Source organism: Syntrophales bacterium (assembly GCA_030655775.1).
Classification (GTDB): domain Bacteria; phylum Desulfobacterota; class Syntrophia; order Syntrophales; family JADFWA01; genus JAUSPI01.
In genome coordinates this window covers 1-14,192 of the sequence record JAUSPI010000095.1, presented here as the reverse complement: position 1 = coordinate 14,192, position 14,192 = coordinate 1, and the positions used below count along the sequence as shown (strand labels likewise).

The 14,192-nt window shown below is 46.1% G+C and carries 11 protein-coding genes; 10 read left to right on the top strand and 1 reads right to left on the bottom strand.

The features are described 5' to 3' along the window. Positions 1–489: 489 nt before the first annotated feature. The 7 genes from Q7J27_04820 to hdrA2 all read left to right on the top strand — a co-directional run bounded on the left by Q7J27_04820 (position 490) and on the right by hdrA2 (position 10,989). On the top strand, positions 490–783 hold the full coding sequence (locus Q7J27_04820) for a ferredoxin family protein (GenBank protein ID MDO9528468.1): 294 nt from the start codon (positions 490–492) through the stop codon (positions 781–783). 57 nt (positions 784–840) lie between these two features. Continuing rightward, positions 841–1,986: a 2-oxoacid:acceptor oxidoreductase subunit alpha gene (locus tag Q7J27_04815; protein MDO9528467.1), complete on the top strand. Its 1,146-nt coding sequence runs from the start codon at positions 841–843 to the stop codon at positions 1,984–1,986. A gap of 2 nt (positions 1,987–1,988) precedes the next feature. Further along, positions 1,989–2,837 (top strand): 2-oxoacid:ferredoxin oxidoreductase subunit beta, encoded by an 849-nt coding sequence (locus Q7J27_04810; protein ID MDO9528466.1) that lies wholly within the window; start codon positions 1,989–1,991, stop codon positions 2,835–2,837. A gap of 25 nt (positions 2,838–2,862) precedes the next feature. Beyond that, positions 2,863–3,465 (top strand): 2-oxoacid:acceptor oxidoreductase family protein, encoded by a 603-nt coding sequence (locus tag Q7J27_04805; protein ID MDO9528465.1) that lies wholly within the window; start codon positions 2,863–2,865, stop codon positions 3,463–3,465. Then, positions 3,462–6,878 (top strand): FAD-dependent oxidoreductase, encoded by a 3,417-nt coding sequence (locus Q7J27_04800; protein ID MDO9528464.1) that lies wholly within the window; start codon positions 3,462–3,464, stop codon positions 6,876–6,878. Before Q7J27_04805 ends, Q7J27_04800 begins: the two co-directional genes overlap by 4 nt. Positions 6,879–6,901: 23 nt before the next feature. Then, positions 6,902–8,485 carry a hydrogenase iron-sulfur subunit gene (locus Q7J27_04795; protein MDO9528463.1) on the top strand — a complete coding sequence of 528 codons (1,584 nt, stop codon included), beginning with the start codon at positions 6,902–6,904 and terminating at the stop codon, positions 8,483–8,485. 68 nt (positions 8,486–8,553) lie between these two features. Continuing rightward, a complete protein-coding gene (gene hdrA2, locus Q7J27_04790) occupies positions 8,554–10,989 on the top strand; it encodes a CoB-CoM heterodisulfide reductase HdrA2 (protein MDO9528462.1) in 2,436 nt (811 codons plus the stop codon). A 67-nt stretch (positions 10,990–11,056) separates the two neighbouring features. Here hdrA2 and Q7J27_04785 read toward each other — a convergent pair whose 3' ends face one another. Continuing rightward, positions 11,057–11,845, bottom strand: coding sequence for an HD domain-containing protein (locus tag Q7J27_04785; protein MDO9528461.1), 789 nt, complete (start codon positions 11,843–11,845; stop codon positions 11,057–11,059). A gap of 180 nt (positions 11,846–12,025) precedes the next feature. Between Q7J27_04785 and Q7J27_04780 the strand changes: the two genes are divergently transcribed. The 3 genes from Q7J27_04780 (at position 12,026) to Q7J27_04770 (ending at position 13,988) form a co-directional block, all read left to right on the top strand. Beyond that, positions 12,026–13,330 carry an MFS transporter gene (locus Q7J27_04780; protein ID MDO9528460.1) on the top strand — a complete coding sequence of 435 codons (1,305 nt, stop codon included), beginning with the start codon at positions 12,026–12,028 and terminating at the stop codon, positions 13,328–13,330. A 211-nt stretch (positions 13,331–13,541) separates the two neighbouring features. After that, positions 13,542–13,778, top strand: coding sequence for a hypothetical protein (locus tag Q7J27_04775; protein MDO9528459.1), 237 nt, complete (start codon positions 13,542–13,544; stop codon positions 13,776–13,778). Between the two features lie 3 nt (positions 13,779–13,781). Beyond that, positions 13,782–13,988, top strand: coding sequence for a DUF2283 domain-containing protein (locus Q7J27_04770; GenBank protein MDO9528458.1), 207 nt, complete (start codon positions 13,782–13,784; stop codon positions 13,986–13,988). Positions 13,989–14,192 lie beyond the last annotated feature (204 nt).

The window sequence follows — 14,192 nt, the reverse complement described above, 5'->3', positions numbered from 1 at the left end:
GGTGAAAGATTAGATCGACATCTCAATGAAGAAGAATTGAAACGAGTAGGAGACGAATTAGGTGGCTATATCGATTGGTACGGCACAATATCTGATACTATTGATGATGTGATAGGAGAAAAAGAATAAGAGCCAAGCCTGCCCCCAACTCCCCCCTCCTTTATCTGTCCTCATCCCCTTGTTTTTTCAATAATTTTTAAAGTAATGTCCTTGTTGTATACCGATGAAACCGGGGTGTTCCCCTGGCACCTTCCTTTCTCATTATTTCCTTTCAGACTTGCCCAATAAGAGTTTCTACCCCAAGCATAATTAACCCACATGATATAAGGTTTTAAAAATAGCCTCATACCCACGGAAAAAGTGGTAGGGTGTCTCGTTTTTTTGAATTTTTGAGACAATATTGCTTGACATTTACTCTGCTATTGATATAGGTTGCCGTCTTTAGTGATCATTTAATAGAAAACAGCTTAAATTTTGGAGAAGGGGTCTATGGAATTCTGGCGGGTTCCACTTGATGTGGATAAAGTACAGGTTACTCGGGGTAAAGTACACATCCTTGAAGATCGATGTAAGGGGTGTGGATACTGTATAGAGTTCTGTCCCCGGCAGGTGCTGAAGGTTTCTTCAAGATTCAATAAAAAGGGGTATCATCCTCCTGTAGTAAAGAAAGCCGATGCCTGTGTGAACTGTCATTATTGTGAAATCATTTGCCCGGAGTTCGCCATCTATTCTGTCAAGGCTCTTAATCAACAAGACGTGCAGGAAGAGGAAGAATCTTTGTGAATCAGGAAAGTCGGATTTTAGGACACTATCATAAAAAGAGTTGAGACGAGGGGTGGAATGGAACCAACAATCCTCACGGGTGAGCATTATATAACAGGTGATGTTGCCTGTGCAGAAGGGGCACTGGCGGCGGGATGCCGGTTTTTCGGTGGGTACCCTATAACTCCTGCTACAGAGATAGGCGAGCATATGTCTGAAAGACTTCCGGGGGTTGGGGGAACGTTTATTCAGATGGAAGACGAAATTGCCGCTGTCGGTTCTGTGCTCGGTGCTTCATGGGCAGGCGTTAAAAGCATGACTGCTACTTCCGGGCCGGGTTTCAGCCTCATGATGGAAAATATCGGACTTGGGATCTGTACGGAAACCCCATGTGTGATCGTTAATGTACAGCGGGCCGGGCCGTCTACAGGTCTTCCGACCCAGGGTGCACAGGCAGATATGATGCAGGCGCGATGGGGTTCTCATGGTCACTATGAGATAATTGCACTTGCGCCATCTTCCCCCCAGGATATGTTTTATCAGACGATTACCGCGTTTAACCTGAGTGAAACCTACCGCTTGCCTGTATTGATTATGAGCGATGAGATGGTCGGGCATATGAGCGAAAGGGTAATCATACCCCGGTCAAAAGACATTGTGATACGATCCAGACCGAAACCAAAGGGACGGAAGGATCGATTTAAGCTTTTCGAACCCGGACCAAATGGGGTTGCACCCATGCCTTCGGCAGGCGACGGGTTTAACATACATGTCTCTGGCCTCACTCACGATGAGAGGGGTTATCCGGCTTTGACCGTGGAGGGGCAGGAAGAGATGATAGCCAGGATTACCAATAAGATTCGCAAAAATCTGGATGATATTATTCGGACTGAGAGTTATTACCTGGATGACGCTGAAATTGCCATTGTATCTTATGGGGTTTCCGCTCGAACCGGCATGGCTGCAGTTGATATTGCCAGGAAGCTGGGAATTAAAGCGGGTCTTTTACGGCTTGTTACGGTGTGGCCTTTTCCAGAGGATCAGATTAGGAAGCTGGCAGAAAGAGTGAAAGGATTCGTGACAGTAGAGATAAATTTAGGGCAGATTCATCTTGAAGTTGAGCGATCTTTAGGCGGCAAAGTACCCTCCTTTCTGGTCGGGCATCCGGGCGGTACAATAATTTCTCCGGACAGGGTTCTCAAAGTATTGAAGGAGGCCTTTTAACCATGTCCGTAAAATTGAAAAAGGCCGACAAAAAATCGGAACACCCGCTCGATTATCTCCTTCGGAAGGATCGTATACCTCATATTTGGTGTCCCGGATGCGGGATAGGGACGGCTTTTTCTTCATGTCTGACCGCGATAAAAGACAGCGGTATTGATACCTCAAAGATGGTTATGGTTTCCGGAATCGGCTGCTCGGGACGTGCTGCCGGTTATGTTAATCTGGATTCCTTTCATACAACGCATGGAAGGGCAATTCCCTTTGCAACAGGATTGAAAATCGCTAACCCGGAACTCAATGTACTGGTATTTAGCGGAGATGGTGACCTGTTTGCAATTGGCGGGAACCATTTTATTCATGCCGCAAGGCGCAATGTTGATATTACGGTTGTCTGCATCAACAATTTAAATTACGGCATGACCGGTGGTCAGGTGGCGGCAACCACGCCGTATATGGCCAAGACAACGACGACCTCTGCGGGAAATCCGGATATTCCTTTTAATTTGCCGCTCATGGCAATCGCTTCTGGAGCAACCTATGTGGCCAGATGGACCACATTGCACACACGGGAGTTTACAGACTCAGTGGAAGAGGCGCTGCTAAAAAAGGGATTTTCCTTTATTGAAGTTCTTTCTCCCTGTCCTGTGAATTATGGCCGACGTAACAAGTTGAAGCTGATGGATATGTTGAGGATTTACCAGGAGAAAACTATTATAAAAAATCAAGCGTCTCCCTTTGAGCTGGATATAGATATGGAAAAAGGAATTATCCTTGGTACATTTGTCGATGTGGATCGAAAAACGTGGCTGGAAAGGTATGACAAACTCTATAAATCCGTTAACACTGAATAAAGTTTTTTACTTCGGGTTCTAATCTATGACTGATACGCGAAATCAAGGAAAAGCAAGAAAGGAAATTATCATAACGGGATTTGGAGGTCAGGGTGTTATCCTGGCTGGTCGTATCCTTGGAAGAGCGGCTGCTTTAGGTGACAAGAGGGAAAGTACCTTTGTTCAGTCTTACGGACCCGAGTCACGAGGCGGAGCATGCAACGCTCAGATTGTTATTTCAGATAATATCATCCATTATCCTTACATAAAAGATCCTGATATTCTCGTGTGTATGTCCCAGGGTGGCTATGATAAATTCATAGGACAATTGAAACCCGATGGGGTTCTGCTGATTGATGAGGATCTGGTTCGGCCGCACGGGGCCAAAAACTTTTATTCTGTTCCAGCTACTCGCATTGCCGAAGAACTGGGACAGAAGATGATGGCCAATATCATTATGATAGGTTTTTTAACTGCTATTACAAAAACTGTATCCCCCGAAGCAGCACGGAATACCGTTGCAGAATCGGTGCCCGGGGGAACAGAGGAAATGAACATCATGGCCTTTAATAAGGGCTGGGATTCCGGTCTTGCCACGCTTAAGGGGCGTAAGAAAAAGGCCTCCGGACGAACAGGGACTCTTTCATGAAACGATCGAAAGACAGGCTTCATAAAGTTATTGTTATCGGTGCGACACCGGCCGGTATATCAGCGACCAACAAGTTGGGAGAACTGGGAATCCCGGTGACACTTGTGGATAATGATTGTGATCTTGATCTCAAGTTGTCCCGGGATGATTGGAAGCTCAATTCCGGTTTACCGCTGAACCATGCCCATAGGCCTGGACTTATCCGGATTTTAAGGAATTCTGCTATTCAATGCGTCATGCCTGCCGAAATAACCTCGATTAAGCATGCCCCTCAGGGATTTCGTGTACGCATTAACAAGATACAGACATTTGTTGATCCGGATCGATGCACGCTTTGCGGTCGATGCGTTGAGATTTGCCCGGTTTCTGTTTCTGAAGAAGAAAAAGCCATCAAAATTAACAGTCGGCGGAGTCTTCCCGGACGGGCAGTTATCGACAAGAGACGCCAGCCGCTTTGTCAGGAAAACTGTCCACTGGGCGTTAATGTACAGGGTTATATTGCACTGACCAAAGCCGGCAGGTATCAGGACGCACTGGATTTGATCAGAAAGGATAATGTTTTACCCGGCATCTGCGGACGCGTTTGCACCCATCCCTGTGAAAAAGCATGTCTGAGAGGCGACCTGGATGAACCCATCTCCATTCGTGATATCAAACGGTTTTTAGCAGACTATGAGATTTCCCATCCCGGAGAAGTAAGACCCTCGGATATCTGTACCGAAAAAACAGAGAAGATTGCCGTTATAGGTTCGGGACCTGCCGGTCTTGCTGCAGCAGCGGATCTCGCCCGCCTGGGATATCAGGTCACGGTTTTTGAAAAGAATGAAATGGCAGGCGGGATGCTTCGATACGTAGTCGGACCACATCGTCTTCCCAGGGATATCCTTGACATTGAAATCGAATATATTAGAAGGCTGGGGGTAAAATTCGTTACCGGCCATCCTGTTGATTTTGATCATGACCTGAAGCAAATCAGAAAAGATTTTGATGCTGTCATCTTAGCTGTCGGAACGTGGGCAGACGAGAGTCTCGGTGCACCCGGGGAAGATCTGGCAGGGATTGAAGGGTCTTTGCCTTTTCTGGAAAAAGTTTGCCGGGGTGAAATAAGAGAACTAAAAGAGAGCGTAGCCGTTATTGGTGGTGGCAACTCGGCAATTGATGTTGCCCGTGCTCTTGTTCGACTTGGAGCATCTCCTACTGTGCTTTATCGTCGGCGAAAACAGGATATGCCTGCCGATCCTGAAGAAATAGCTGCTGCACTGGAAGAAGGGGTTACAATTAAGGATTGCACTCAGGTTGTTGCCTTCAAGGGAAAAAATGAAAAACTGGATCGACTGCAGTGTATGTCCACCCAACCCGGAGAACCTGATGCCCGCGGTATTCCAAGGGCTGTAGTTATTCCGGGGCAAGAAGCGTTTGAACTGAATTTTGACCGGGTTTTTGTTGCAATCGGTCAAACGGGGAACTTCAACAAAGATTCTGAAACGGAGCATGAAAATCCCCCCATCCCCCCTTTACTAAAGGGGGGTAAGGGGGGATTTTCATATAAAGCCGCATTCAATGTTACCGGCAAAGGATTGATTGAGGTAGATGAATCCATGCGTACCAGCCTTGAAGGCGTTTATGCATCCGGAGACGCGGTTTCAGGTCCTTCTTCAGTAGTTGAAGCAATGGCATCCGGGAAAGCTGCTGCCCGTTCGGTACATAGGGATATTTCCGGAAAGCACAGAGGGGGTATGCAGACCATGAGGCCGGAAGACAAGGAATTTCCGGACATATCTGCGGATATTCCCTCTGAATTTCGACCGACAATGCCTGAAAGACAGCCTGCCGTTCGAAAGGAAGATTTTTCAGAGGTTGCTCTGGGCTTGAATGAACCTCAGGTATCGTTGGAGTCAGGGCGCTGCCTTCAATGTGGGGTCTGTTCCGAGTGTCTTGAGTGTATTTATGTATGTGATGCAATCAAAGCGGTAAATCACGGAGAACTACCTGAAAAGATAATTGACAATGCCGGCGTACTCATTATTGCAGATCCGGAAATTGCCCCGCGGGTCAGGGGAGAGGATGTCATTAGGGCGTATGGTCCTATGGCTTCCAAGACTGATGTTTATGCCATGATTATGCGCGGTTTTGCAGCCGCGGCAAAAGCCATGACCCTTCTTCAAGGAACCACTCAGAGGCTGAGAGGTCACGGAATATCGGTTTCTCCTCCCGACCCGGGTCTTTCTCCAGATATTCGTTTGGGAATTTTTGTATGCAGGTGTAACGATTCCCTCGGGTGGCTTGATGGCATGAGTGAATACGTAAACGGATTGAGTAATCTAACAGAGGTGGTCCATGCTGAAGAGATTTCTTCTGCCTGTACGCCGGAAGGATCTACAAGGATATTAAGAACCATTCGCGAAAAAGGTATAACCCGCATGGTTTTAGCCTCCTGTGTATGCTGCCCGATGAATTTTGCATGCAGTGCATGTACAGACCAGAGAAGCCGGCTGAAACATTCCATCTTTACCGGATCAGGGGTAAGCCGCGCTATGGTTGAAACCTGCAATCTGAGAGGAGAGGTCTTGCGATTGATAGGTCAGGATCCTTCCCTGGCATTAAACAGATTTTCAGGATTGATTGATCGGTCGGTCAGACGTGCAAGAATTTTAAAATCCCTTCCTGTACTTGCAAGAAACTATAATTTTACCACTGCAGTGATAGGAAAGTCTGAGGCCGCATTTAACAGTGTTTTCACGCTTGCAGAAGCTGGTCTGGAGGTATTCTGGTTTGGATCATCAGAAAACCCTGTGCCTGAACAACTGAGTCGTCCAAATGTTCACATTTTTAGCAGGTCTTCCGTTGAGAGATTGAGTGGAACCCTGGGTAATTTCAACGTATTTGTTGAATCGGACGGTTTTCAGCAAACCCTTCGGGTAGGAGCGGTTATCCTGGACGAGAAGTCGAGAAAGGCGATTCAATATATACAGACTGAAGGACTGTCAGGTCAGATTAAAACCGTTTATCAACAAGAAGGTATCCCTGGCATATCATTTTTTTATCCTGGAGCTACTTCCATCTCAGGACTCTTTTTGGCAGATCCGCCGGGGGTAAATGTTTCTAAAAGAAAGAAGGGAATGGCTGCTGCGGTTCTGGCAGCTACTGTGATGCCCCGTGGGCCTCGTCAGAGCAAAGGATTTACCGTTGTGGTAGATGAGACATTATGCCGCGGTTGCGGTCGGTGCTTGCGAGTGTGCCCATATATGGCGGTTTCTCTGAAAAGAAATGCCGTTGATGGATGGTGTGCGTCGGTGGATGAAGCACTGTGTAAAGGATGCGGAAACTGTATTTCCGTTTGTCCCACTAATGCCGCTGACAGTCCATATAGAAGCCAGAGGTTTCTTGAACGAATGCTTGAGGAGTTATTATAGGATTTAAGGATTATAAGGGGAAAATGGATAATTTCAATATTGCCTTGTTCATGTGTAACTGGGGACCGCATTCTGCATTTCAAACTCTTCAGGATCAGAGGGCTGAAATTCCTCCTGAAATAAGAATGATTCGGATACCCTGTACCGGAAGAATCAGCAAGGCGTTACTTTTAAAAGCTTTTGAAAAAGGAGCCGATGGAGTTGCTCTCGTTGGGTGTGACCCCGGAACTTGTCGATATGGAAGTGGAACTGTCACTGCCCACGATAATACGGCAGACTCACGGGAAATTCTTCAATGTTTAGGTTTGGGAAAAGATCGTCTTTGTTGGGCCACGTTTTTACCTGATGAATCAGATGAATTGCTGCAGTTTCTTGTAGATTTTACAGATCAAATAAAACGGTTGGGAAAAAGTCCGGTGATCCCGGTCGGAGAGGCACCGGAAGAAGTTATCAGCGGGGAATCAGTGGCCGATATTGTTTCTTTTCATAATGTCTTTGCATGCCAGGACTGCGGAAAATGCACGTCTGCCTGTTCGCTGGCTGTGGCTGGAAAACCGTTTTCTCCCCGTGCTCTGGTGACTTCTATAATAGCAGGTGATATAGATTCTCCTTCAGTCCAGGATAATGTCTTTGCATGCCTGACTTGCGGGCTCTGTTATGATCGATGTCCCTCTGCCATCAATTTCCCGGGGTTTATCAGGGATATCCGGGCGTTTATACAGAAAAGAAAAGGAGATACTCATCCGGTTCACGGGGGCTTTTTTCACTCTCTTATGAGAGTGATGACATCTCCCGGACTGACTGCAAAACGCTGGGACTGGCTTCCCGAAGATATTGTCATTGATGACGAAAGCAATGTCCTTTTTTGGGGCGGGTGTGCGACGTACTTAGACATATTTTTCAGAAAACATCTCGGTGTTAAAACCAGAGATATTCTGGTAGACAGTCTTCGCCTCATCAATTTTTTTGATATTCAACCTGCACTGCTTCACGATGAACGATGTTGTGGACATGATCTCCTCTGGTCCGGCGACCGGGATAATTACAAGAAGCTCGGTGCCTTAAACGTGGAAATGATTCAAGACCTTGGAGTCGAGGAAGTTATTACTGCTTGTCCGGAATGTTACCGGACGCTCTCACACGACTATCAGCGGCAAGGAATAGAATTAAATGTCAAGGTAACGCACCTTTATAGTTTTCTGGAAAACGAAATTGCCAAGGGCGCCGTTGATTTCAAAAAAATTGACAAGAGGTTGACCTTTCAGGATCCATGCCGCCTGAGCCGATTTGAACAGGGGGCAGAGTTGCCACGAATGCTGATTAGTCATCTCAAAGCCGTCAGTTTCCAGGAAATGCAGAACAGTGGAAATTCTGCTATATGCTGTGGAAACTGTGCATGGACCGGATGTGATTCTTTCAGTAAAACACTTCAAGTAAAGCGTCTCAAGCAGGCACATGATACGGGAAGCAATCTTCTGGTCACTGCTTGTCCGAAATGCCAGATTCATCTGAAATGTGCCATGGAGGACCCTTTTCGAGGAGAGGAGCTTGAGATTGAAATGGTAGACCTGGCAAGTCTTATTGCCAGGACTATATACTGGAAGTAATTGTTTTCACAGGAGATAGTTGGTGATTACCTTTCGTTAATATAAATATTATAATTTGAGGAACAAAGATGGAAGCAAGTAATTTAGCAAAAATTTCGACCGCTGCCGTGCAGGAGGTGCGTGTTGGTGTGTATGTGTGCCACTGTGGTTTAAATATTGCCCAGTCAGTGGACTGCCGGAAGGTGGCTGAAATAGCATCAGAACTTGATGATGTTGTTATTTCAAAAGATCTTATTTATGCCTGTTCGGAACCGGGACAGCAGGAAATCAAAGATGATATCGTTGAACATAAATTGGACCGAATTGTGGTAGCCTCTTGTTCACCGAGGCTTCATGAACCTACATTTCGCCAGATGATACAGTCCGTTGGTCTCAACCCTTATCTACTCGAAATGGCCAATCTTCGTGAACAATGCAGCTGGGTTCATATGCATGAGCCCGAAGCCGCCACGCAAAAGGCTACGGATCTGGTAAAAATGGCTGTTTCACGGGCGCGACTGCTCTGGCCGCTCACTGAAGAAATTCTGCCACTTACAAAACGGGCCATGATTATTGGAGGTGGTATTTCCGGAATTCAGGCCGCTCTTGATCTTGCAGACAGTGACTATGAAGTCATCCTGGTGGAGAAGAAGCCGTCCATTGGCGGTATTATGGCTCAACTGGAAAAGACCTTTCCCACCATGGACTGTTCCATCTGAATTCTCGGGCCGAAGATGACGGATGTCGGTCGACATCCCAGGATAAAACTCCTCACCATGAGTGAGGTTGTGGATGTTAAAGGTTATGTGGGCAACTTTGAGGTTCGGATTGTTAAGAGGGCACGCTATGTGGACGAAAATCAGTGCACGGTATGTGGAGAATGCGCAAAAGTTTGTCCGGTAGTTCGCCCGGATGAGTTCGATGTGGGGCTTTCTTCACGCAAGGCCATTTATTCACCCTTTCCCCAGGCTGTACCTTCTGCTTATTTGATTAATATCAATGAATGCCTCGGTCATACCCCTTCCGTATGTTCCAAATGCATCGATGCCTGTGATAAGGGCTGTATTGATTTTAACATGTCCGATGAAGAGTTTGTGGAAAAAGTGGGCTCTATTATTGTGGCAACCGGTCTGGAGCCCTATAATCCCACTGAGCTTGACGAATACGGATACACAAGGTTTGAAAATGTGCTGACCAGTATGGAATTTGAGCGACTTGTCAATGCGGGAGGCCCTTCCCAGGGAGAGCTGATACGTCCCACAGACAAAAAAAGACCAGTATCCATCGGTTTTATTCAATGTGTCGGTTCCCGTTCTGCGAGGAAAGGCAGCAGTTACTGTTCAAATGTTTGCTGTATGAATACTGTAAAGAGCACTCTGATACTTAAAGAACATTATCCTGAAATGGACATAAAGGTATTCTATATCGATATTCGCGCATTTGGGAAAGGTTTCGAAGAACTTTATATGCGCAGCCGCAGATTGGGGGTTCATTATCTGAGGAGTTTACCGGGCAATGTAGAGGAGCTGCCGGATAAAAGTCTTAGAGTCGCAGTTGAAAATACAGCCACGGGAAAACTGGATTTTTATGACCTGGATATGCTGGTGTTGGCCCTGGGTATCCAGCCGGCACAAGGCACCAAAAAACTTCAGGAAATGCTGGGGCTTCAGTTGACTTCCGATGGGTTTTTCCTGGAAGCCCATCCAAAACTGCTGCCGGTAGATGCTGCCACGCGGGGCGTTTTTTACTGTGGATGCGCTGAAAGTCCAAAGGACATAAAAGATAGCGTTACTCAGGCCTCCGCAGCAGCCGCGCGTGCCATAAGGCTGATGCATAAAGGTGAAATTACTTCAGAACCAATTACCTCCGAAATAATTCATGAGCATTGTAAATCCTGTGGAATATGTGTGGAGGTGTGCCCTTACAATGCGATTACCGTTGATGTAAAGAAAAAAACTCCGGCGGTCGTAAATACCGCGGCATGTGCCGGTTGCGGTACCTGTGCTGCAGAATGTCCTTTTGGGGCCATCATCATGAACCATTTTACGGATGATCAGATCACCAGGCAGATCGATGCCATGCTTGAAGAAACGCCCGGAGAGAAGGTTCTGGCATTCGCCTGCAACTGGTGTTCATATGCCGGGGCAGATTATGCGGGCGTCTCGCGTTTGCAATATCCTGCCAACGTTCGTCTTATACGAACCATGTGTTCAGGCCGTGTTGATGAAGAATTCATCTGGCATGGCTTTCTTCAAGGTGCCCCGGTTGTTCTTGTCAGCGGATGTCATATTGGCGACTGCCACTATATTGACGCCAATCATTGGACCGAAAAAAGAATCAAGAAAATCCACAAAAGGATGGAAAAACTGGGCATCCGCCCGGAGCGACTCCAGCTTGCGTGGATCAGTGCGGCTGAGGGTATTCGATTTGCAGAGGTGATGCACAAGATGGAGAAGCTCCGGCAGGAAGTTTCAGACCAGGAAATTGCTGAAACAATAGAGATTTTGAAGAACCGCAAAAAATAGCCGGTTCTGCAAAATAAGGGTAAATTAAAAGAGACTATGACCAGCAGGCGAGTTTTTGCACGATCTTCTAAGCGTCCTTTATCTGTTCATCAAGGTACGATTGAGCCACAGAAAAGATTCTTTCTACCTTCTTTGATTCAGGCAGGACGTCGCGGATCATCTCTATATATCTCCTCTCTTTGATGCACTGAAAGGTAGGGGTAAAATTGATGTCGTAGATCCACCCGATCTGAAGCAGCTTGAAGTCATTCAGGTTTTTCAGGTGTGTAACATCCACGATTTTTCCCTCCAGCAAATCATTATAGACATCATCAGAAATTCCCGGTGTATCGGGCAGGCCAAGCTCAAGCGCACCATTTCGCTTTCCATTCTTCCGCCGGTAATAATCGGTGACCACCCGCCAGATATCCAGTTTGTCGGCATCGCGCAGCAATTTTGTAAAGAAGAGGCATTTTTCTGTCTCTTTTTGTGGCAGAGCCGCACGGTTGTGGTATAAAATTGTTTGCAGAATCAGCTTTTGTGTCGATTCATCTATACCGCTGAGCACACCATTTTCCTGCAGTATCTTTATCCCATGTTCGGCATGATTCACAGAGTGAAAGTCGACAAAGGTTCGATAACGGGCATACTGTTCAAAACGGCCAATGTCATGGAGAAGGGCAATGACCTCGGCCAGGCAGAGATCTTTATCATGCAATCCAAGTTTTTCACCAATGTTCAGAATCTCACCGCACACCCGTTCGGTATGTTCTTCTTTCAGGACAGTGTTCTGTTCCAAATCGTCATCAACCGACTTAAATATCTGCACATACCCGGAAAACCAGTCTTTTAAAGCTGCCACTGTTTCTTCATTCATATATTTCACCATGGAAGATCTATGTAGTAGAATAGATCACAATATTGCAACAAAAACATTGAGATTTTCCGGGACATTTGTATTTGTGGGCAATTCCTGATAGAAAAAGACTGTGCTGCATATCTGTTTCGTGGAGAAGAATGGCTGTATCGTAGTAGAATAAGTAACGGGTCGTGAACTATGAAACTTGGCAACAAAAAAGCGATATTCGGCTGGGCGATGTATGACTGGGCTAATTCGGCCTTTGCCACAACGGTCATGGCTGCATTCTTCCCTGTTTTTTTTAAGCAGTTCTGGAGTGCCGGCGCCGACCCCGTGGTGAGTACGGCAAAACTCGGGCTGGCGAATTCCATTGCCGGCATTGCCGTGGCTCTGTGTGCACCAATACTTGGCGCTATTGCGGACAGGGGAGGGGTAAAAAAGAAATTACTCTTTTTATTTGCCTTTATCGGCGTGGTAATGACCTCATCTCTCTATCTTGTCTCAAAGGGGAATTGGCCCATGGCAGTTGCGCTTTATATCTTTGCTGTTGTCGGATTCTCGGGGGGAAACATCTTTTATGATTCATTGATCACCGGTGTTGCATCCAGGGGGAAAATGGATTCGGTTTCCGCACTGGGGTTTGCCCTCGGATATTTGGGGGGCGGTATCCTTTTCGCGGTCAATGTATGGATGGTTCTCAGACCGGAGACCTTTGGATTTGCCGGTGCAGAAGATGCAGTGAGATTTTCATTTCTTTCAGTGAGTATCTGGTGGGCTGTTTTCTCCATTCCGATATTTCTGTTTGTTAAGGAACCCGCTCGTGCGCAGGGCGAATCCACCTTGAACATAGCGAAGGCTGGCCTTATTCAATTAAGAAATACCTTTCAGGAAATTCGCCATTTGAAGGTCATCTTTCTGTTTCTCATGGCTTACTGGCTGTATATTGACGGTGTTGGCACAATTATACGTATGGCGCTGGATTATGGCATGTCAATCGGGTTTGAGTTCAAGGATCTCATAGTTGCCCTGCTCATTACGCAGTTCGTCGGTTTTCCATCTTCCATAGGATTCGGCTATTTAGGGGGGAAGATCGGCACCAAACGCGCGATTTTTATTGCCATTGCGGTATATCTTTGCGTTTCCATCTGGGGTGCCTTCATGCAGAGCAAAAGCGAATTCTATATCCTTGCCATTATAATCGGGCTGGTTCAGGGTGGCATTCAGGCACTCAGCCGCTCATTTTATGCTAAGATAATTCCAATTGATAAGTCGGCAGAGTATTTCGGATTTTATAATATGATCGGCAAATTTTCAGTTATTGTCGGTCCCGTTCTTATTGGTGCCACAGGCCTTCTGGTCAGATCTATGGGATACAGTAGCCATATCGCATCGCGTATCGGTATTTCCTCCGTTTCACTCTTTTTTATAGCCGGCGGCATTCTGTTTTACTTTGTGAACGAAGAGGCGGGCAGAAAAGAGGCTGAATATCTATCAGAGAAATAGGACTTTTCTACTTCCTGAAATCACCTATATCATCCCGCACTTCATCGAGCAGCCTCCTGTTTTTAGATGTGTTTTTAGATGTTGACATATGATACAATACTCCCCTGTCTGATAAAAATAGTAACAAAATTGAAGATAATAGAACAAGGCAAATCTGCCCGTCAACTCGGCATTCGGCAGATAGAAAATGATCTAATTGGATGTTGAAATAGTGAAAACAACACAATATTTTGATTATACAAAGAAAAGATCTGATCGAGCCCAAATCAAAGAAGAATGGATAAAATTTGTCATTGCCAATCCTGAAAAAACCGAGACTCAATCGGATGGAAGGATCAGAAAATGGGCCAAAATATCAGAAGTAGGCAAATATTTAAGGGTTATCTTGCTCGATGATGGAGAAACGGTGCATAATACCTTCTTCGATAGGTCTTACCAGGAGGATTAAACTATGAAAGTAAAATATTTTTCTGACACTGACACTGCTCACGTTGAATTCACAGACAGGGAAGTCTATGAGACGAAAGAGATAAGTGAAAACATTTATGTGGACATTGACGAAAAAGGCAATCTCGTGAGTATGACAATTGAACACGCAAAAGCTAATGCAGGGCTGTGGGAATTTTCGTATCAAGAAATGTCTCGCCAGACCGCGTAAAACTGTCGAACACGACTCTGCACCAAACCTACATTCCGCTTCTCTCATAAATAGGCATAAATAGGGACATCCATGATAAGTTTTGTCAAGGGGAAAACGGAGATTTCCCTTGACCTTCCGGATTGACGGATTCCCGGCGGTTATTCTTGTTGATCTGCCTCAACTCGATCTTTTTCTTCATTCTTTGTGGTCCGCACTAATCGA

Bases quoted from the DNA above. Each gene is read 5' to 3' on its own strand.
- Q7J27_04810 (MDO9528466.1), top strand. From the start codon at position 1,989: ATGTCCGTAAAATTGAAAAAGGCCGACAAAAAATCGGAACACCCGCTC.
- Q7J27_04780 (MDO9528460.1), top strand. From the start codon at position 12,026: ATGAAACTTGGCAACAAAAAAGCGATATTCGGCTGGGCGATGTATGAC.
- Q7J27_04815 (MDO9528467.1), top strand. From the start codon at position 841: ATGGAACCAACAATCCTCACGGGTGAGCATTATATAACAGGTGATGTT.
- Q7J27_04770 (MDO9528458.1), top strand. From the start codon at position 13,782: ATGAAAGTAAAATATTTTTCTGACACTGACACTGCTCACGTTGAATTC.
- Q7J27_04800 (MDO9528464.1), top strand. From the start codon at position 3,462: ATGAAACGATCGAAAGACAGGCTTCATAAAGTTATTGTTATCGGTGCG.
- Q7J27_04795 (MDO9528463.1), top strand. From the start codon at position 6,902: ATGGATAATTTCAATATTGCCTTGTTCATGTGTAACTGGGGACCGCAT.
- Q7J27_04805 (MDO9528465.1), top strand. From the start codon at position 2,863: ATGACTGATACGCGAAATCAAGGAAAAGCAAGAAAGGAAATTATCATA.
- Q7J27_04820 (MDO9528468.1), top strand. From the start codon at position 490: ATGGAATTCTGGCGGGTTCCACTTGATGTGGATAAAGTACAGGTTACT.
- Q7J27_04785 (MDO9528461.1), bottom strand. From the start codon at position 11,845: ATGAATGAAGAAACAGTGGCAGCTTTAAAAGACTGGTTTTCCGGGTAT.